We start from the raw sequence: 18,553 nt of genomic DNA, 5'->3' as shown, positions 1-18,553 counted from the left end.
GATGACCGATCAAGTGAACTCACTCGAAGAGCTGGGCCAAGTGGCCGAAGGTGTTGCGGCAACCGCAGCCGTGGATGAAGCGCCGAAATACGTCGCCGTCCGCGACGAACTGGGCCGCTCCTATGCCACCGGCAAGCGTAAGGACGCGGTTGCACGCGTCTGGATCAAACCCGGATCCGGTAAGGTTGTGGTGAATGGCCGCGAGATGAACAAGTATTTCGCGCGTCCCGTTTTGCAGATGATCCTGCGCCAGCCCTTTACAGTGGCCGGTGTGGAAGATCAGTTTGACGTGAACGCCACCGTCAAGGGCGGCGGCCTTTCGGGACAGGCCGGGGCTGTGAAGCACGGCATTTCCAAAGCGTTGCAGCTTTATGATCCGAACCTGCGCGCGGCGCTGAAAGCTGCCGGCTTCCTGACCCGCGACAGCCGAGTTGTGGAACGTAAGAAATACGGTAAGGCGAAAGCCCGCAAGAGCTTCCAGTTCTCCAAGCGTTAAGCTCTGGGAAGATGGATTTGGAAAGGGCTGCCTTTGGGTGGCCCTTTTTCGTTTGTGGGTATTTGGCTGTTGGCAGAGGTCACTCGTCCGGCTTGATCAACCCAAGGCCGCGCAGATAGACGCCGATGCCGGATTCAAGCAAATCCTCGGGCGGGAAGGGGCTTTGCGTGCCGGGGGAATTGCGCGCGAAAAGTTCGACGACCCCATGTGACATCGCCCAGATATGAGCCGAAAACATCGACGCGGGCGGGCGCTTGTCCGGCGGGATGTGGCGTGAAAGATCGGTTGCCGCCTTTTCCATCACACCACGCGCGCGCGCCGAGACAGCGGCCAGTTCGGGCGTGCGGTTGACCGAAATGCCGGATTCAAACATCGCAATATAGTGGCCGGGATACTTGCGTGCGAAGGCGAGATAGGCGCGCCCCGTTGCCTCGAATGCGGCCAGTGCCGAGGGTTGGCCCTTGTCATAGGCAAATTGCATCACGTCGGCGAAAATCTCATAGCCTTGGCGGGCCGCCTCGGCGATGAGGTCTTCGCGCCCTTCAAAGTGGCGATAGACCGCCGCCGGAGTCACGCCGGCCTGCTTGGCAGCCTCGGAGAGGGTAAAGCCGGTCGGACCCTTGGCCTCGATCAGCATCAACGCCGCTTCGACCAGCGCCTGTCGCAGATTGCCGTGATGATAGCCGCGTTTAGACATGCCAGACATCGGGCCCGCCGCAGATCTCCCGGTCGATGGAGCCGATCGCCTTGTCATCCTTGTTGGTGTAGGGGATCGCGTGCAGGACCGTGCGGATCGCCGCCAGCCGCGCACGGCGCTTGTCGTCGGAACGGATGATCGTCCAGGGGGCGTCGGCGGTATGGCTGCGCTCGAAGGTTTCCTTGATCGCGGCGCTGTAGGCGTCCCATTTCTTCAGGCCTTCGACATCGACCCAGCTGAGCTTCCATTGCTTGAGCGGGTCTTCCTCGCGTGACAGAAAACGCCGCAGTTGTTCGGCACGTCCGACGTTGAGCCAGAGCTTGAAGACATGGATGCCTTCTTCGACCAGCATGCGTTCGAAATCGGGCACCTGGGCAAAGAAATGTTCGCGCTGTGCATCGCTGCAAAAGCCAAAAACCTTTTCGACCACGCCGCGATTATACCACGAGCGATCAAAGAACACGATTTCTCCGCCAGCGGGCAGATGATCGATGTAGCGTTGGAAGTACCATTCGGTCAGTTCGCGATCATTGGGTTTGGACAAGGCGACGACACGCGCGCCGCGAGGATTAATATTCTCACGGAAGCGTTTGATAGTGCCGCCTTTTCCTGCTGCATCACGACCCTCGAACACGATGGCGATTCGCGCGCCGCTCTGCTTGGCCCAGCTTTGCAGCTTGACCAGTTCGATTTGCAGCGAGGCCATGTCTTTTTCATAGGCCTTGCGCGGCATCTTATCGGAATAGGGGTAGTCGGGATCGAGGATATCACCCTTTTCGCCACGCTTGATGGCGTTGCGGATAGGGTCGGGTGCCTCTTGCTCGAAAAACGTGCTGATGGCGCCGTCAAATGGCTTGGGGTGGCTCACCTTGCAAATCCTCTCCTTGCGGGTCTCGCACAAGGAGTAGCGGATTTAGCGGCGGTGAAAAAGGTATTCCGCCGCGTGCATCTACTCGACCAGTCGCCGGTGAGGTTTCCGGGTTAACCGCGCAGGTCGGTTCGTTCGATACCGATTTTCGAGATATCATACGGGGTGGTTCCGTAAATCTCGGAGATCCAGTTGCCATAGAGCAAATGCGCATGGCTGCGCCAGCGGTTCTTGGGCGGATTGGCCGGGTCGTCGCCGGGGAAATAATTGACCGGCAGGATGATCTCGGCCGCGGCCGCGACATCACGGTCGTATTCCTGTTTGAGCGTGTCGCTGTCATACTCAAAATGATTGAAGATATAGAGCGCGCGGCGGTCGGTGTCTTCCAGAAGGCAGGGGCCGACATCTTCGCTGGCCAGCAGGGTGGATAGAGCGGGCACAGCGTCGATCTCGCTTTGGCGCAACTCGGTCCACCGGCTGACCGGAATCACGAACTCATCCGAGAATCCGCGTAGGTAAGGCGAGCTTGGGACGATGTTTTGATGGCGGAAACAGCCAAAGGCCTTGTGCGTCAGCAAGTGTTTTTGAATGCCGTGGAAATAGTGGATCATCGCCATGCCGCCCCAGCAGACGCCAAAGGTGGAATGCACATGCGTCTGGGTCCACTCAAACACCTCGCACATTTCACCCCAATAGGTGACTTCATCAAAAGGAAGATGCTCAATCGGCGCGCCGGTGATGATCAGCCCGTCGAATTTCTCGCCCGAGGCCTTTACCTCTTCGAACGAGCGATAGAATTCCTCCATATGCTCGGCGGCGGTGTTCTTGGTCTGATGTTCGCTCATGCGGATGAGCGACAGTTCGATCTGCAAAGGGGTGGCGCCGATCAGGCGGGCGAACTGGTTCTCGGTCTGGATCTTCTTTGGCATCAGATTGAGCAGGCCGATGCGAAGCGGGCGGATATCCTGCCGGTCGGCGGCGCCACGTCCCATGACCTGTACACCCTCGCGGCGCAGGATCTGAAAGGCGGGAAGCGAGGAGGGCAGGCGGATCGGCATGGGGTGTTTTGTCCTTTTGGCGTTTGATTCGAGATAGTCGTGTGGTCAGCTGCGCTCAAGGGCGGTGGCGATCAATGCGGTGAAATCATCGGCATCGCGCACCTTGGCAACCTCTTCGGCGCGGATGGCAACGCCCCAGTTCTCCGCCATGGCGCGATAGCGTGGCTGCCGGTGGGCGAGGGCCTTGGCATAGGTGAACCGGATGAAGGCATCCGGATCAACATCACCTTCCAGGCAGTTGTTTTCGCGGAGATATGCCTGCCAGTTTTCTTGCAGGAATTGAGGCTGGTAATACATCGGTTTGGGCGATTTGTCGAAGCGGCGCACCAGTTCGGAGGTATGCGCCTGCGAGCCTTCGATCCAAACCATCAGGGTGTTTTGCGCCAGTGCGCTCAACACCGGATCGTTCGGGTCATCAGGATCGACCACCTCGCAGATCGAGCCTCCGCTGTCGCAGACGAAATGGTCATAGCCATAAAGACCCTGCGCGCGGTCGATGAAATGGGCGGTGTCGAGCAGCGCCGAGATTTCGGCCGTACGGTGTTGATCCTGACGCTGCATGTAGGTTTCGAACGCCAGGCCGCCGAGCGCGGGGTTGCCGGGTTTTCCCAGATAGGTCGAGAGCGGCGCGAGGTTCTCAAAGGTGATGTTGGACCCGATATAGATCGAATCCGTCATCAACAATTCGCGCAGGAAAGGGTTTTTCATCGCCTCGCGCTTGGCATTGTCTGAGATGTGTTCGCCCATGTACCGGGTGCCGATACGATAGTCGATCGAGTAGTGATACCAGCTTCCGGTATCGCGCAGCATATTCGAGAGATATGTTTTGCCCAACCCTGACATGCCAAAGAGAAGCACCCGTTTGTGGGCCGCGTCACGCCAGTCTTTTGCAGATGAATAGAGCATGTGACTTCCCGAAAACCCCGAATACCTCTGTGCCAGCTTGGTAATGACCCGCGCGGGCGCGGTCAAACCCGAAAGCGGCGCAGCAGTCGACCGTCGATGATGGCGAGACCCAGCGCCAACAGCGCAAAACCGATCAGAGCGCCGGGCGGTAGCGCCTCGTTCAGAAACAATGCGCCAAGGGCAATGGCGAAGGGCGGGATCATCAGGGTGACAAGCAGCAGGTTGCCTGATCCGGCCAACGCCAGCACCCGGTAGTAGAACAGATAGGCCAACGCCGTGCCGATGAAGGCGGAATAGGCAAGCGCGGCGAGCGTGAGAGGCGAAAGTGCCAGGGTGAGCGGGGCTTCCAGAAACGTGGCGGCGGGGATGGAAACCAGCGCCGAGGCGGTGAGCATGCCGGCCGCGGCCAGTTCGGGTGCCAATCCGCCCAGCATACGGCGCGCCCAGACACCGGCAAAAGCATAAGACAGCGTGGCGGCGAGCGCTGCCAGTTGCGCCGCCGAGCGGATATCGAAACTGCGCAAGGAGTCGAGCCCGATTGCCGCACTCACCCCGGCAAAGCCGATCAGAACGCCGACAACCTTGCGGGTATTGAGCCGCTCATCCGCAAGGAAGATCGCCGCAACCAGCACGCCGAACACCGCCGTCGTGGCATTCAGGATCGAGGCGAGGCCGCTCTCGATGTATTGCTGCGACCAGTTGAGCAAACCAAAGGGGATGACGTTGTTGAGCACGCCCATCCCGAGAAAACCGATCCACACACGCGGGCTTCGGGGCAGGGATATGCGCCGTGCCGCCACTACACCCCAAAGCAGCAGCGCCGCCCAGAAGGTGCGGTGTGCGACAATGGTCAGCGGCCCGACCTCGTTGAGCGCCAGACGCGAGGCGAGAAAGATCGCGCCCCAGATGGTGGCCAGGGCAAAGATAAGAAACCACGCGGTGGTGGAGATGGCTTTTTGTGGTGACATGGCGCAGGCCTAGCGCGCAGAGCGCGGGCGGGCGACCCGGATCATGCGGGTTGTCGCGCGGGCCGAGTTTCGTGCCAGATATTGAGGTAGTTGCCCGCGAAAATCACCGCAGCGCCGAGGAAAACATACCAATCGAGCGGCTCGCCATAGAGCGCCATGCCAATCAGCGCGATGGCAGGCAGGCGGACGAAATCAATCGGCATGACAACCGTGGCAGGGGCCAAGGACAATGCGTTGGTCAGACAGAAATGCGCCAGAAGTCCGGCGCAGCCGACCACGATGATGAACGGCAGAGTCTCAACCGTAGGCAATGCAATGTCGCCGTCATAACCGGCGGTGATCATTCCGAACACGACCTGCATCGCGGTCAGCCAGAACAGAATGTTCATGATCGGCTCACTTCGGGTGAGTTTCTTGGTAAAAACGTTGGTGAAGGCGAAACAGATCGCGGCCAGCGCCGCGGTCAGGATGCCGACATTCAGGCTATCGGGGCTGGGCCGGGCGACGATCAGGATTCCGACAAAACCGATCAACGCCACCAACACGCGCATCGGGGTGAGCCGCTCGCCTAAAATCAACGGCGAGAGCAACACGACCCAGATCGGCGAGGTGAATTCGAGCGCAAAGACCTGGGCCAGGGGAATCACCGTGATGGCGAAGAACCACAGGTTCTGCCCGGTGAAATGCGCCAGATTGCGGATCCCGTGAAGCCGAAGGTTGCTTGTCCGGATCTGGCCCAGTTTGCCCGTGAGTGAGGCGACAAGCAGAACGATCACGATGCCGATGAAGCTGCGATAGAGCATGATTTCGAAGGTATCGAGATTGCTTGAAAGTTCGCGTCCAGCCACAGCCATTGACGAAAACGACGCAATCGCGCCGGTCATCCAGAGCGCCGCGCGCAGCGGTGCCATCGGCGCAGGTTGCGTGCCTGTGCTCATCGGTCGTATCGTCTGGTCGGGAGGGAGCGGCTTGCGAATGTCATACCGTCATCTCTACGATATTTGGCAGTCTTGTCCATGGGGTTAGGGGGGTGGCAATGATAGCTTATGAAGGCCGTGTGATCGGCGATGTCTTTGACGAAGCCGCCGCACGGTGGCCGGACAAGGATTTTCTGATTGCGCCGCGCGAAGCAGACGCGGCGGTGCGCACGCTGAGCTATGGCGAGACGGCGGCGCGGGCAGAGGCCATCGCCGCTGCGCTGCGCGATGCGGGCTACGGCGCGGGACAACGCGTGGCGGTTCTGCTCGGCACATGCCCCGAGCACTATTTGCTGAAACTGGCGCTGGCGCGGTTGGGGATGTCTTTCGTGCCGGTCAATCCCGATTACCGCCCGGCCGAGCTGGCTTATCTGCTGGATGACAGCACGGCGGTTCTGGCGATTGCCGGGGCGCAGTATGAGGCGGCGATGCGTGCCGGGATCGCCGAAGCGGTGAGCGCACCCGGGTTTGTGACCTTCGAGGCGTTATTGACGGCGTTGCCGCCATCGCCCACGGCGCCGCCCGGTGGCGAAATCACCCATGAAAGCGAAGCCAGCCTGCTTTATACGTCGGGCACCACGGGGCAACCAAAGGGCTGCATCCTCAGCCATGAATACGAGCTGATGGTGGGTGGGTCTTATATCCGTATCGGGCCGCCGGTCGCGCTTGGGCACGATGACCGCGTGTTCAACCCGCTGCCGGCGTTTCACATCAATGCCGGGGTAGTGGCATTCTTTGGCGTGATGCTGGCGGGTGCGGCGCTGATCCAGCCACCCCGGTTCAGCGCGGCGACATGGTGGCGTGACATCGCAGAGACGCGTGCCACGATCTTTCATTATCTCGGAGTGGTGATTTCGGTGCTGCTGGCCGATGACAAGGCCGGGCCCGAGGTTTTGGGTAACCTGCGCGTCGGCCTGGGCGCCGGGGTGGAACCGGCGTTGCATGTGGAGTTCGAGCGGCGGTTTGGCCTGCCGCTGATCGAGGTTTGGGGCATGACGGAAATGTGCCGCGTCTTTTCGATGGAAGATGAGCCGCGAAAGATCGACACGCGCGCCTTTGGGCGGGCCTATCCGGGCTGTGAGGTGCAGGTCTGGGACGAGCAATACCACGAATGCCCGCGCGGTGTGGCGGGTGAGATGGTGCTACGCCACTCGGCCGAGACGCCACGCAAGGGGTTCTTTTCGGGCTATCTGAACAAGGAAGAAGCGACGCGGGCGGCCTGGGAAGGTGGCTGGTTTCATACCGGTGACACGGTGGTGATGGACGTGGACGGGGTTTTGATCTTCGTTGACCGCAAGAAGAACATCATCCGCCGGGCGGGCGAGAATATCGCCGCAGCAGAGGTGGAAAACGCGCTGTTTGCGGATTCGCGTGTGGTCAGCGCGGCTTGCGTGGCGGTGCCCGATGATATCCGCGAGGAGGAGGTTTTGGCCGCGATCGTGCTTGCCAAGGGAGAGGCGCCGAGCGAGGTCACAGCGCGCGCAATATTCGACGCCTGCTTCACCAGGATGGCGTACTACAAGCCGCCGGGATGGGTCTTGTTTGTCGACAGCCTGCCGGTGACGGGGACGCAGAAGGTGGTGAAGCACAAGATTTTCGCCACAGGTGTCGATCCGCGTGACGGGGCGTTTGATTTCAGGGCGTTGAAGAAGCGGGGGTAAGGCGGGTTTGGCGCCTTATTCCCACTCAATCGTGCCCGGAGGTTTGCTGGTGATGTCATAGGTCACGCGGTTGATCCCCTTGACCTCGTTGATAATCCGGGTCGCCGTTTCGCCGAGGAAATCATGGCTAAACGGGTAATAATCGGCCGTCATGCCATCGACAGAAGTAACCGCGCGAAGCGCACAGGCGAAATCATAGGTGCGCCCGTCACCCATCACGCCGACGGTGCGCACGGGGAGGATTGCGACGAAAGCCTGCCAGATATCATCATACAGCCCGTGCTTGCGAATCTGGTCGATGAAGACCGCATCAGCTTTGCGCAGGATTTCCAGCTTTTCGCGGGTGATTTCGCCGGGACAACGAATGGCAAGACCGGGGCCGGGGAAGGGATGACGCCCAATGAAAGAGGCGGGCAAACCGAGTTCATGACCCAAGGCGCGGACCTCGTCCTTGAAGAGTTCGCGTAGGGGTTCGACCAGCTTCAGGCCCATCTTTTCGGGCAAGCCGCCAACATTGTGATGCGATTTGATCGTCACGGATGGCCCGCCCGAAAAGCTGACCGATTCGATCACGTCCGGGTAAAGCGTGCCTTGGGCGAGGAATTCGGCGCCTTCGATCTGGCCGGCGTATTTCTGGAACACGTCGATGAAGAGCTTGCCGATGATCTTGCGTTTGGTTTCTGGGTCCGACTGACCGTCGAGTTCGCCAAGGAACAGCTCGGATTCGTCGGCGTGAATCAGCGGGATGTTGTAGTTGTCGCGAAACATCGCAACGACTTCTTCGGCTTCGTTGAGCCTAAGCAGGCCGTGATCGACGAAGACACAGGTCAGCTGATCGCCAATCGCCTCGTGGATCAGCACGGCGGCGACAGAGCTGTCGACGCCACCGGAAAGACCGCAGATCACCTGTTTGTCACCGACCTGTTCGCGGATCTTGCGGATGGCTTCTTCGCGATATGCACCCATGGTCCAATCGCCTTTGAAGCCGGCGGCGCGCACGAAATTCTCGTAAAGCGTCTTGCCGTTGGGCGTGTGGTGCACTTCGGGGTGGAATTGGACGGCGTAGAAATGCCGGGAAAGATCGGCGGTGATCGCGAAAGGGGCGCCGGGAGAGGTGCCGTAAACCGCAAAACCCGGAGCAATTTCAGAGACATGATCGCCGTGGCTCATCCAGACTTGCTCGCGTCCCGAGCCGTCCATGAACCAGCCATTCAGAAGATCGCAGCGGCTTTCGGCGGGCTTGACCCAGGCGCGACCAAACTCGGCGGTGGCGTGTTCGCCGGCCTCAACCTTGCCGCCCAAATCGTGCATCATCACCTGCTGACCATAGCAGATCCCCAGGATCGGCACGCCAAGTTGATAGACCGATTGCGGCGGGCGGGGCGAGCCTTCGCGCATCACCGAATCCGGGCCACCCGACAGGATCACCGCCTTGGGTGCGAATTCGTCCAGGAAGGCGTCGCTCACGTTCTGATAGGGGTGGATTTCGCAATAGACATTCAACTCGCGCAGGCGACGCGCAATCAGCTGCGTAACCTGGCTACCGAAGTCGATGATGAGAAGGCGGTCATGGGATATATCGGTCATGAGACCAGTTAGTCGCGCAGGTGTAAAAGCGCAATGGGCAGTGGGCGCTTTCGCCTTGGGTTTTCGCACCGATCCCCCTAACTCTTGGGCTGAGAAGCCACGGGAGAGCAGGATGCAGCGTTTATTGACTGAATTTGGCATGGGAACGTCGCTCAGACGGCGCGATTACACCCAAGCGGCAAAACGCGCGATTGAAGATGCCTTGTGGCACAATTCGATCAATCTGGCCGAGTTGTTCGGGTTTTCCAAAGAGGCGATGCGCGTCCGGGTGGATGTGGGGGTGCAGAATCCCGAGGCCGTGGATGTAGCCGCTCTGGCGCAGGTCTTTCCCTATGGCACGCCTGATATTCACGTCACCAAAGGCGGGCTTGATATTTCACGACCTGAAGGCACAGGAAACCCGACGGTTATCGCCAATGTTGCCCTGTCAGTCAGCTTTGACATGGAACCGGCACAATGAGCGCGGCGCGCCCCGGTGAGGGCCGGGTGATCATCGAGATGGGCATGGGCAATTCGCTGCATGGGCGCGATTATACCAAAGCGGCGCTGCGTGCTGTTGAGGACGCGATGCGCCATTCTTCACTGACGATTCTGGGTTTGCCCGGCATTGCGCGCGACGGCCTCAGGGTGAAGGCGACCATCGGGGTTCAGAACCCCGAATCCGTTGATGTGCAGGCACTTGCCGACCATCTGGGCGGAGCGGCAGACGTTTGCGTCGAACATGGCGGGTTGGATATGCACGACGACGCAAGCGGCGAGGTGCATGTTGTTGCGGCCGCTGCGGTTGAGGTGTTCTTGCCGCTGCAATCGGGTTGGGTCTTGCGCGGGCAGGGCTGAGCACAAAAGACGCGGCGCCTGCGTGGGGCAATGTCGTATTTCCCCCCCAATCGCCGCTATTTGAGCAATCTGTTGGAGTGTGTTGCCGTAAGACTGGGGCAATCAGGGAAATTGCGTGCAAAACAGGAGCATGGCAACGATGACGGAAACGGATACAAAACGGCGTGCACGCTCGGGCGGAGGGGCAGCCCGGCGGGCAGAGCGCACCAGCGTATCGTTCGAGACTGCACGCTATATCTCGCGTAACATTCCCAATTTCGAGGTGCTCAACGAAGAGGCGCTCGAAATTATCGAGACCAATGCCGAGACGGTGCTGGAAGAGATTGGCGTCAATTTCGTCAACAATCCTGCGGCACTGACACGCTGGAAAGAGGCGGGCGCCGATATTCAGGGCGAGCGGGTGCATATCCCGCGCGGGTTGGCACGCAAGCTTTGTGCGACGGCCCCGTCAAGCTATACGCAGCATGCGCGCAACCCACAGCGTAGTGTTGAGATCGGTGGCAACAATCTGGTGCTTGCGCCGGTATATGGCCCGCCATTCGTGCGCGATGCGGCGGGTGGTCGCCGTTATGCCACGATGGAGGATTTCCGCAATTTCGTGAAGCTGGGCTATATGAGCAAATGGCTGCACCATTCCGGCGGCACAGTTTGCGAACCGACCGATGTGGCGGTGAACAAACGCCATCTTGATATGCTCTATGCCCACATGACGCTGAGCGACAAGCCATACATGGGTTCGGTCACCGACCCGCAGCGTGCGCGTGATAGTGTCGAGATGTCGGAGGTTCTCTTTGGTAAGGAATTCGTGGCACAGAATGCCGTGATGACTTCGCTGATCAACATCAACTCGCCGATGACCTTTGACGATGTGATGATGGGCGCGCTGGAGATTTATGCCGAGGCCGGACAGGGCTGTATCATTTCGCCCTTTATCGTCGGCGGCGCGATGGCGCCTGTTTCTGTGGCGGGCACCTTGACGCAGGTCTTGGCCGAAGTGTTGGCGGGCATTGCTTATTCACAGCTTGTCAAACCCGGTGCGCCGGTGATCTTCGGTGCGTTTGTTGCCTCGATCGATATGGGGTCAGGCGCGCCCACCTTTGGCACCCCCGAGGCCTCGCTGATCACCTATGGCGCGGGGCAATTGGCGCGGCGTCTGGGGCTACCGTATCGTTCGGCCGGGTCATTCTGTGGCTCCAAGCTGCCGGATGCGCAGGCAGCGTATGAAACCGCCAACAGCCTCAACATGGGGCTGCTTTCGGGCGTGAACTTCATGCTGCATGCGTGTGGCTGGCTGGAGGGCGGGCTGGTGTCATCTTACGAGAAATTCGTGATGGACGCAGATCAGCTCGGCACCCTGCACCGCATGTCCGAGGGTATCTCGATGTCCGAAGATGACCAGGCGATGGGGGCCATCGCCGAGGTTGGCCCAGGTGGGCATTACCTTGGCTGCGCCCATACCCAGGCGAATTTCAAGACGGCGTTCTGGAAAACCAACCTGTTGGATTACAAACCCTTCGAGACATGGGACGAAGAGGGCGCGCGCGACACGCAGGCGCTGGCCAGCGTCAAGGTTGCGCAAATGCTGTCACAGTATCAGCAACCGGCGATGGACCCCGGCACGGCCGAAGAATTGGCGGGCTATGTCGCGCGCAAGAAAGCTGCCGAGCCAGACAGCTTTCTCTAATCGAGTTGCATAGATACAGGGCGGGGCGTTTCCCGGCCTGTATCTGCACCTGTGCCGATCAAACCGCCTCGGGATCAGCGGCGCGCACCAGTCGCGCTTCGCCCATCATCGCGATTAACACATCGACATGTGCCACCAGTGAATAGTTGCCCGCCCGCGTGCGGCGCTGCTGGTTCAGCTCGCCCTCAATGTCCATCAGCCGGATCAGCGCTTCACCGCTCCTGGGCAGTCGGCTGTGCCCGAGCAGGCGGTAAAGATGTGGATCGCGGCGATATTCTTCGCTTCCGGCGCGCGCCGCCTGAATAGGAAGGCGTGGGCGGCGCAACTGGCTCAACATGCTAAACAGATCGGTCATTTCTAAGCACCTCGCATCTCTGGACTGTCATCGACCTATCAATGGCACGCGGCCCGAGGGTGTTGCGCTGGTGCGTGCAGCGGCGCGCGGTTGCTTCAAGATTGTTTATCATTTGGAAACGATTGTTGCTGATAACGCAAAAATTAACCTTGAAGTAACTTTTACACGTTTAGGTTGTGGGCGGTTTTGTGGAAAAACTGTGGATAACCCGTTGGGAGGGCACGACGACATGACACGCGCGGGAACAATCGGGCCGAGTGTTTCGCCCCTGCCGGTTTGGGTGCCGGAAGCGGCACGCCGCTATCTCGCCCATACCGTGCGCGGGGATTCGATCCGCGCACTGGCGCGCACCAGTGCTTGCGCGCCGTCCACTGTGCTGCGCCAGGTTCGCAGGTTTGAAAACATGCGCGACGATTTCCTGATCGACGAGGCGTTGCAGTATCTGGGGCATATGCTGCACCCGCCATTTGCGCGGGACCGTAACAAGAACGGAGACGATATGAGCTTTTATGACCGGCAGGAAAAGACCGCACCCGATGACGAAACGCTTGATCGCGAGGCGCGCCGCGTGCTGCGACGGCTCAGCGAGCCGGGAGCGGTTTTGGCGGTGGCGGCCGAGATGGACAAGGCTGTGGTCGTGCGCGACGGCGAGGGGGGGCAAACCACGCGCACCGCGGTGGTCGATCGCGCCGTGGCTCAGGCATTGGCGTTGAAAGACTGGATTGCCTGCGCCGAGCCTGGGCGTATCGCGCGCTATCGCATTACCTCGGCGGGGCGTGCTGCCGTCAGCCGGATGCTGGCCGAGGCGGAAAACGCCGCAAGCGGATTTGGCGAGGCGCAATTGCCCTTCCAGCTCCAGAACGACGGGGCGAAAGAAACGGCGTTTGGCACCGGGTCATGCACCCGGCGCAAGCTCAGGGTCAATCTCGCTGAATCTCCGATGACGGCGCTGGCCCGGCGCAAGGACCGTAACGGCCAGCCGTTTCTGAGTAGTGATCTGGTAGCGGCGGGCGAGCGGCTGCGCGAAGATTTCGAATTGGCCCAGATGGGGCCGCGCAACGCCCAGAACTGGGAGCGTTTCCTGACTGGGCCTGTGGATGAGCGTTGCAGGGCGGGCGACGCATTGGGCGGATCACAAGGGGCGCGCGACCGGGTGGCGAATGCGCTGCGTGATCTGGGGCCCGGCCTGGGAGATGTAGCACTCCGGTGTTGCTGCTTTCTCGAAGGGCTGGAAATGACGGAAAAGCGCATGGGCTGGAGCGCGCGTTCGGGCAAGATCGTGCTCAGAATCGCGCTGCAACGCTTGAGACAACATTATGCTCAGCTGGGGTCTGCGGCCAATATGATCGGGTGAGTCGACGCCTCGAAACGGGGGGCTCAGCCCCCCACGATCCAACCAACACCAAAGGCCACCGCGCCACAAGTCGAGCCGACTGCGACGGTTTCGCCAACACAACGCAGCAAGTGCTCGCCCGTGGCATTCCAGCGCAAAAGGCCCAACGCGATCAGCGCGCCGCCCGAGGCAATCAGGGACAGATAGAAGGTTTGCATATCTGGCGGCAACAGTAGGTAAGGCAAGAGCGGCACCGCACCAAACACCACGAAGCTTATAAAGGTGAACAGGCCCTTGATCACCGGGTTGTCATCGTCGGGATCCATCATGCCGAATTCATAAGTCATCATCAGATCGGCCATCATCGAGGGGTTTCGTACCAGAACTTCGGTGACGGCGGCGGAGTCAGCCTCGTTCAGCCCGCGTTGATGCAGGATGGTGGACAACTCAAGACGTTCCTGTTTCGGGTTGGTGGTAATTTCGGCCAACTCCTGTGCGCGTCTTGAGCGGTAGAGATCATGCTCTGAACGCGTCGAAAGAAACTCACCCAGCCCCATGCTGACGCCATCGGCAAACATGTTGGCAAGACCAAAGACCAATACCGCCATGGCGCCGATCTGGGTCACGCCATCGGCGCCGGCGCCCGCGAAACTGGCGACGATGGCAAAGGTCGTGACGATGCCGTCATTGCCGCCAAAGGTGATCTGCTTGAGAAATTCCTGGGTCCGTCCCAGCGCATGGGCGTCGCGCCTGTGTGCTTGCCAATCCATGGCGCGTCTCCTTCGATTGTCGTCCCCTGACTGCCGCAAGCAGGCAGCCATTGCAAGCGGTCGCGCAGTCGCAGGGCGATGAGCGAGACGCGGCAACACGGGTGGCCTGGACCCCATAAAACAGAAAGGCCTGCCAGATTGGCAGGCCTTTCCTTGAATAGTAGGAGTCGCTTACGCGGCTTTCTTCTGCAAATAGTTGAGCAGGGTCTCGGGCGAGGATTCGCCATAAGGATCTTCACCATGATTGTCGGCACGACCGGGCTCTTCAAACCAGGCTTCGACAACACCGTCATTGATGATCACCGCATAGCGCCATGAACGTTTGCCAAAACCAAGGTTATCCTTGTCGACCAGCATGCCGATCTGCGCGGTGAATGCGCCCGACCCATCGGGGATTACTTTTACATTCTTCAGCGCCTGGGACTCGGCCCATTTGTTCATCACGAAGCTGTCGTTCACGGACATGCAATAGATGTCGTCGATGCCCAGCTTGGCGAATTCTTCGGCGTTCTTTTCAAAGCCGGGCAGCTGATAGGTCGAGCAGGTGGGTGTGAAGGCTCCTGGCAGCGAGAACAGGATGACCCGTTTTCCCTTGAAAAAGTCATCCGATGTCATGTCCTGCCAGCGGAACGGGTTCGGCCCGCCAACGCTTTCGTCACGAACGCGGGTCTTGAAGGTCACGTCGGGTATGCGTGTTCCTGGCTTCATCGGTATATCCCCTCTTGATGTTACTTGAATCCAACCTGCGATCTAGAATGATTTAAAGGTGAGTTCAATGCGTAGTCTCGTCGCATGGCAGGGGGCCGTGGCAGCGCAAGTTTGGATGGGCTAAAGTGCCAAAAAAACGGGCACGACAGGTTCCCCTGCCGCGCCCACTCGGGTTTTTGGTCGGCCAGGGGTCACCCCAGGTCAAAGCGATCCGCTTGCATCACCTTGTTCCAGGCCGCCACAAAATCGCGCACGAATGCCGTCTTGGCATCGTCCTGCGCATAGGCTTCCGCCAGCGCCCGCAGTTGCGAGTTCGAACCGAATACCAGATCGACCCGCGTGCCGGTCCACTTTACCGCGCCTGAGGCATCGCGCGCCTCGAAGATTTCCTCGGCCTCGGAAGTGGGCGCCCAGGTCAGACCCATATCGAGCAGATTGACGAAGAAATCATTGCTCAACGTGCCGGGGCGGTCCGTCAGGACGCCATGCGCGCTGTTGCCATGATTGGCTCCGAGCACCCGCATTCCGCCGACAAGCACGGTCATTTCCGGCGCGCTCAGCGTCAGAAGCTGGGCCTTGTCGATCAGAAATTCCTCGGCCCGCAACGAATAGGTCTTCTTGAGGTAGTTGCGGAAGCCATCGGCAACCGGCTCCAGCGGCTCGAAGCTCTCTATGTCGGTTTGCTCGGCCGTTGCATCGGTGCGCCCCGGTGTGAACGCCACCTTGACGGCATGCCCGCCCGCATCCGCCGCCGCCTCAACCGCCGCAGCGCCGCCCAGCACGATCAGATCAGCGAGCGAGACGCGTTTGTCGCCCGGTTCATCTTCGTTGAATGCATGCTGGATGGTTTTCAGTGTACCAAGCACCTTTGCGACGCGGTCCGGCTCGTTGGCGGCCCAGTCCTTTTGTGGGGCCAGCCGGATACGCGCGCCATTGGCGCCGCCGCGCTTGTCACTGTCGCGATAGGTTGAGGCCGAAGCCCAAGCGGTGAACACCAGATCGGCCACTGAAAGACCCGACGCCAAAATGCGCGATTTCAACTCTTCGATGTCATGCGCCTCGATCAATGTATGATCGACCGGCGGCACGGGATCCTGCCAGATCATCTCCTCCTGCGGCACATCCGGCCCGAGATAGCGCACTTTTGGTCCCATGTCGCGATGTGTCAGCTTGAACCATGCGCGCGCCCAAGCATCGGCGAATTCAGCCGGATTTTCATGGAAGCGGCGCGAGACCTTGGCGTATTCCGGGTCCATCATCATGGCCATATCGGCGGTGGTCATGAAGATCGGCACTTTTTTCGTCGGATCTTCTGGGTCGGGGGCCATGTCTTCTTCTTGCAGATCCTTGGGCGTCCACATATGCGCGCCTGCCGGGCTCTTGGTCAGCACCCAGTCGTATTTGAACAGCACGTCGAAAAAGCCCATGTCCCATTGAATCGGGTTCGGGGTCCATGCGCCTTCAAGGCCACTGGTGATGGCATCGCGCCCTTTGCCGCTCTTGTAGGTCGAGAGCCAGCCGAGCCCCATCGCCTGCAAGGGTGCGGCCTCCGGCTCGGGTCCGACATGTGATACGTCCCCGGCACCGTGCATCTTGCCAAAGGTATGGCCGCCTGCGGTCAGTGCGACAGTTTCCTCGTCATTCATCGCCATACGCGCAAATGTTTCGCGGATGTCACGCGCCGAGGCCAGCGGATCGGGGTTGCCATCCGGTCCTTCGGGATTGACGTAGATAAGACCCATCTGCACCGCGGCCAGCGGGTTTTCCAGCTCGCGATCACCCGAATAACGGCTGAGTTCGTGATTGGTGGTCGCCAGCCATTCGTCTTCCGCACCCCAATAGACGTCTTCTTCGGGCGCCCAGATATCTTCGCGCCCGCCACCAAAGCCAAATACCGGCCCGCCCATCGATTCGATGGCGCAATTTCCGGCCAGGATATAGAGATCGGCCCAAGAGAGCTTGTTGCCGTATTTGCGCTTGATCGGCCAAAGCAGACGACGCGCCTTGTCGAGATTACCGTTGTCAGGCCAGCTGTTGAGCGGGGCAAAGCGCTGGTTTCCGGTCGAGCCGCCGCCGCGCCCGTCAGCGGTGCGATAGGTGCCCGCCGCGTGCCATGCCATGCGGATGAACAGGCCCCCGTAATGGCCATAATCGGCAGGCCACCAATCCTGGCTATCGGTCATCAGCGCGAACAGGTCTCGCTTGACCGCATCAATATCAAGCGTCTTGAACGCCTCGCGATAGTCGAAATCAGGCCCCAGAGGGTTAGATTTTGCCGAATGTTGGTGCAGCACGTTGATGTTAAGCTGGTTTGGCCACCAGTCACGATTGGTTCTGCGTTTTGAGCCCATGATCGGGCATTTGATATCGCCGTCCATTTGTTCCTCCATAAATGTCTCGGGTTACCTTTGGGTTAATGGCGGTGAATTTCCGGTCATTCCTGTTGTCCCAAAGTTCGCGCGTTTCCTACGGAGCACCTTACGGAATCTTCTCTATAACTAGAAATTGCATATTATTTCCATTCTGATAATCTGATCTAATGGAAATCACTCTGCGCCAGCTTTCGTATTTTATCGCCTTGAGCGAAACCCGCCATTTCGGACGCGCGGCTGAGAAGTGCCATGTTACCCAGCCCGCACTTTCCACCCAGATTCGCGAGATGGAAGCACGGCTTGGTGCTCAACTGATTGACCGGCAGGGGTTGGCGCTGACGCCAGCGGGGCAGGCGGTGCTGCGCTCGGCGCGCGCCATCAAGGCCGAGATTGAAGTGATGCACGAATCTGTGCGTTGGAAGGAGGGCCTGTCTGGGCGGTTGCGGCTTGGGGTTATCCCCACCGTCGCACCCTATTTGTTGCCTGTCGCGCTGCCAATTTTGCGCATGGGTGATCTGTCGCTCGACCTCAGGGTGCGCGAAGCGCAGACGGATGCATTGCTTGAGGATCTGGCTGACGGGCGGCTTGATGCGGCGGTGATGGCGCTGCCTGCGGGCGGCTCGGGGCTTTGTGAGACGATCCTGTTTGAAGACCGCTTTCTTTTGGCGGGTTCACGAGCGCAACTGACCAAACTTCAGGCCGGACCAAAGCCAATGCGGCCCGCCGCGCTTGATCCAGAGCGTTTGCTCTTGCTTGATGAGGGCCACTGTCTTGCCGATCAGGCGCTTGAGGTTTGCGGGTTGGAGCGCGCCGTCACGCGGGTTGATCTCGGGGCGTCGTCATTGGGCACGCTGGCAGGGTTGGTGGCGGAAGGGTTTGGCCTGACCTTCCTGCCGGAAATGTCGCTGACCAGCACGCTTGCAGCCACACCGGAACTTGCTCTGATGCGGTTTTGCCCGCCTGAACCCGGACGCACCATCGGCCTTGTGCGGCGCGATTTGCAGGGTCAAACCGGCTGGTTCGATGATCTGGCTGCGATTTTGCGCACCGCTGGCACGCGCGTGTTGCATCGCGCGCGCCAAGCGGAGTCGGAATCGGGTGTTGCGATGTCTTCCAGCGCGCGTGATAGCGAAACGCAACACACCATCACGTCGGATTACTGAGCTAGCTGCACGTCGCGAAACCTGCGCCATGATCCGCGCGCATGACGGTGTTTGCGCATTCACAAGTGGTGTCCTGACAAAGCGGCATATATAAGGGTGCAAACCCGGCTAAG

General features: G+C 59.9%; 18 protein-coding genes. 7 read left to right on the top strand and 11 right to left on the bottom strand.

Features of this window, described 5'->3' with window-relative positions; genetic code table 11:
• Position 1 precedes the first annotated feature (1 nt).
• Positions 2 to 496, top strand: a complete 495-nt coding sequence (gene rpsI / locus LZG00_10020; GenBank protein MCF3594337.1) for a 30S ribosomal protein S9 — start codon at positions 2 to 4, stop codon at positions 494 to 496.
• 79 nt (positions 497 to 575) lie between these two features.
• Here the strand turns inward: rpsI and LZG00_10015 are convergent, their stop codons facing one another.
• From LZG00_10015 to LZG00_09990, 6 genes are all read right to left on the bottom strand, one after another.
• Positions 576 to 1,193, bottom strand: coding sequence for a TetR/AcrR family transcriptional regulator (locus LZG00_10015; protein ID MCF3594336.1), 618 nt, complete (start codon positions 1,191 to 1,193; stop codon positions 576 to 578).
• A complete protein-coding gene (gene ppk2, locus LZG00_10010) occupies positions 1,186 to 2,061 on the bottom strand; it encodes a polyphosphate kinase 2 (GenBank protein MCF3594335.1) in 876 nt (291 codons plus the stop codon). The genes LZG00_10015 and ppk2 overlap by 8 nt, the downstream gene beginning before the upstream one ends.
• A 113-nt stretch (positions 2,062 to 2,174) precedes the next feature.
• Complete coding sequence (gene metA / locus LZG00_10005; GenBank protein MCF3594334.1) at positions 2,175 to 3,119, bottom strand: homoserine O-succinyltransferase; 945 nt, start codon at positions 3,117 to 3,119, stop codon at positions 2,175 to 2,177.
• A gap of 45 nt (positions 3,120 to 3,164) precedes the next feature.
• Entirely contained in the window at positions 3,165 to 4,025 is an 861-nt protein-coding gene (locus LZG00_10000) for an ATPase (protein MCF3594333.1), read from the bottom strand.
• Between the two features lie 62 nt (positions 4,026 to 4,087).
• On the bottom strand, positions 4,088 to 4,993 hold the full coding sequence (locus LZG00_09995; GenBank protein ID MCF3594332.1) for a DMT family transporter: 906 nt from the start codon (positions 4,991 to 4,993) through the stop codon (positions 4,088 to 4,090).
• Between the two features lie 41 nt (positions 4,994 to 5,034).
• Positions 5,035 to 5,931, bottom strand: coding sequence for a DMT family transporter (locus LZG00_09990; protein ID MCF3594331.1), 897 nt, complete (start codon positions 5,929 to 5,931; stop codon positions 5,035 to 5,037).
• Between the two features lie 98 nt (positions 5,932 to 6,029).
• Between LZG00_09990 and LZG00_09985 the strand changes: the two genes are divergently transcribed.
• Entirely contained in the window at positions 6,030 to 7,631 is a 1,602-nt protein-coding gene (locus tag LZG00_09985; protein ID MCF3594330.1) for an AMP-binding protein, read from the top strand.
• 15 nt (positions 7,632 to 7,646) lie between these two features.
• On the opposite strand, the gene guaA is transcribed toward LZG00_09985, so the two are convergent.
• On the bottom strand, positions 7,647 to 9,218 hold the full coding sequence (guaA, locus tag LZG00_09980; protein MCF3594329.1) for a glutamine-hydrolyzing GMP synthase: 1,572 nt from the start codon (positions 9,216 to 9,218) through the stop codon (positions 7,647 to 7,649).
• 112 nt (positions 9,219 to 9,330) lie between these two features.
• On the opposite strand from guaA, the gene LZG00_09975 reads away from it, so the two are divergent.
• The 3 genes from LZG00_09975 (at position 9,331) to LZG00_09965 (ending at position 11,739) form a co-directional block, all read left to right on the top strand.
• Complete coding sequence (locus tag LZG00_09975; GenBank protein ID MCF3594328.1) at positions 9,331 to 9,678, top strand: Lin0512 family protein; 348 nt, start codon at positions 9,331 to 9,333, stop codon at positions 9,676 to 9,678.
• Positions 9,675 to 10,055 (top strand): Lin0512 family protein, encoded by a 381-nt coding sequence (locus LZG00_09970; GenBank protein MCF3594327.1) that lies wholly within the window; start codon positions 9,675 to 9,677, stop codon positions 10,053 to 10,055. Before LZG00_09975 ends, LZG00_09970 begins: the two co-directional genes overlap by 4 nt.
• A gap of 139 nt (positions 10,056 to 10,194) precedes the next feature.
• Positions 10,195 to 11,739 (top strand): trimethylamine methyltransferase family protein, encoded by a 1,545-nt coding sequence (locus LZG00_09965; protein MCF3594326.1) that lies wholly within the window; start codon positions 10,195 to 10,197, stop codon positions 11,737 to 11,739.
• Positions 11,740 to 11,797: 58 nt separating this feature from the next.
• Here LZG00_09965 and LZG00_09960 read toward each other — a convergent pair whose 3' ends face one another.
• On the bottom strand, positions 11,798 to 12,094 hold the full coding sequence (locus LZG00_09960) for a DUF6477 family protein (protein MCF3594325.1): 297 nt from the start codon (positions 12,092 to 12,094) through the stop codon (positions 11,798 to 11,800).
• Positions 12,095 to 12,323: 229 nt separating this feature from the next.
• Between LZG00_09960 and LZG00_09955 the strand changes: the two genes are divergently transcribed.
• Positions 12,324 to 13,448: a DUF6456 domain-containing protein gene (locus tag LZG00_09955; protein ID MCF3594324.1), complete on the top strand. Its 1,125-nt coding sequence runs from the start codon at positions 12,324 to 12,326 to the stop codon at positions 13,446 to 13,448.
• A gap of 23 nt (positions 13,449 to 13,471) precedes the next feature.
• On the opposite strand, the gene LZG00_09950 is transcribed toward LZG00_09955, so the two are convergent.
• The 3 genes from LZG00_09950 to katG form a co-directional block, all read right to left on the bottom strand.
• Positions 13,472 to 14,197 (bottom strand): VIT1/CCC1 transporter family protein, encoded by a 726-nt coding sequence (locus LZG00_09950; GenBank protein ID MCF3594323.1) that lies wholly within the window; start codon positions 14,195 to 14,197, stop codon positions 13,472 to 13,474.
• 171 nt (positions 14,198 to 14,368) lie between these two features.
• Positions 14,369 to 14,905: a peroxiredoxin gene (locus LZG00_09945; protein MCF3594322.1), complete on the bottom strand. Its 537-nt coding sequence runs from the start codon at positions 14,903 to 14,905 to the stop codon at positions 14,369 to 14,371.
• Positions 14,906 to 15,096: 191 nt separating this feature from the next.
• The gene (gene katG / locus LZG00_09940; GenBank protein ID MCF3594321.1) at positions 15,097 to 17,283 is read right to left on the bottom strand and encodes a catalase/peroxidase HPI; all 2,187 of its coding nucleotides are present in this window, start codon (positions 17,281 to 17,283) and stop codon (positions 15,097 to 15,099) included.
• Between the two features lie 161 nt (positions 17,284 to 17,444).
• Between katG and LZG00_09935 the strand changes: the two genes are divergently transcribed.
• A complete protein-coding gene (locus tag LZG00_09935) occupies positions 17,445 to 18,440 on the top strand; it encodes a LysR substrate-binding domain-containing protein (protein ID MCF3594320.1) in 996 nt (331 codons plus the stop codon).
• Positions 18,441 to 18,553 lie beyond the last annotated feature (113 nt).

It is taken from the genome of Rhodobacteraceae bacterium LMO-JJ12, from assembly GCA_021555075.1.
Lineage (GTDB): Bacteria > Pseudomonadota > Alphaproteobacteria > Rhodobacterales > Rhodobacteraceae > JAKGBX01.
This window is presented reverse-complemented; position numbering and strand designations above follow the sequence as displayed.

Coding starts and splice junctions, on each gene's coding strand:
- rpsI (MCF3594337.1), top strand. CDS start 2: ATGACCGATCAAGTGAACTCACTCGAAGAGCTGGGCCAAGTGGCCGAA.
- LZG00_10015 (MCF3594336.1), bottom strand. CDS start 1,193: ATGTCTAAACGCGGCTATCATCACGGCAATCTGCGACAGGCGCTGGTC.
- metA (MCF3594334.1), bottom strand. CDS start 3,119: ATGCCGATCCGCCTGCCCTCCTCGCTTCCCGCCTTTCAGATCCTGCGC.
- LZG00_10000 (MCF3594333.1), bottom strand. CDS start 4,025: ATGCTCTATTCATCTGCAAAAGACTGGCGTGACGCGGCCCACAAACGG.
- LZG00_09995 (MCF3594332.1), bottom strand. CDS start 4,993: ATGTCACCACAAAAAGCCATCTCCACCACCGCGTGGTTTCTTATCTTT.
- LZG00_09990 (MCF3594331.1), bottom strand. CDS start 5,931: ATGAGCACAGGCACGCAACCTGCGCCGATGGCACCGCTGCGCGCGGCG.
- LZG00_09985 (MCF3594330.1), top strand. CDS start 6,030: ATGATAGCTTATGAAGGCCGTGTGATCGGCGATGTCTTTGACGAAGCC.
- guaA (MCF3594329.1), bottom strand. CDS start 9,218: ATGACCGATATATCCCATGACCGCCTTCTCATCATCGACTTCGGTAGC.
- LZG00_09975 (MCF3594328.1), top strand. CDS start 9,331: ATGCAGCGTTTATTGACTGAATTTGGCATGGGAACGTCGCTCAGACGG.
- LZG00_09970 (MCF3594327.1), top strand. CDS start 9,675: ATGAGCGCGGCGCGCCCCGGTGAGGGCCGGGTGATCATCGAGATGGGC.
- LZG00_09965 (MCF3594326.1), top strand. CDS start 10,195: ATGACGGAAACGGATACAAAACGGCGTGCACGCTCGGGCGGAGGGGCA.
- LZG00_09960 (MCF3594325.1), bottom strand. CDS start 12,094: ATGACCGATCTGTTTAGCATGTTGAGCCAGTTGCGCCGCCCACGCCTT.
- LZG00_09955 (MCF3594324.1), top strand. CDS start 12,324: ATGACACGCGCGGGAACAATCGGGCCGAGTGTTTCGCCCCTGCCGGTT.
- LZG00_09950 (MCF3594323.1), bottom strand. CDS start 14,197: ATGGATTGGCAAGCACACAGGCGCGACGCCCATGCGCTGGGACGGACC.
- LZG00_09945 (MCF3594322.1), bottom strand. CDS start 14,905: ATGAAGCCAGGAACACGCATACCCGACGTGACCTTCAAGACCCGCGTT.
- katG (MCF3594321.1), bottom strand. CDS start 17,283: ATGGACGGCGATATCAAATGCCCGATCATGGGCTCAAAACGCAGAACC.
- LZG00_09935 (MCF3594320.1), top strand. CDS start 17,445: ATGGAAATCACTCTGCGCCAGCTTTCGTATTTTATCGCCTTGAGCGAA.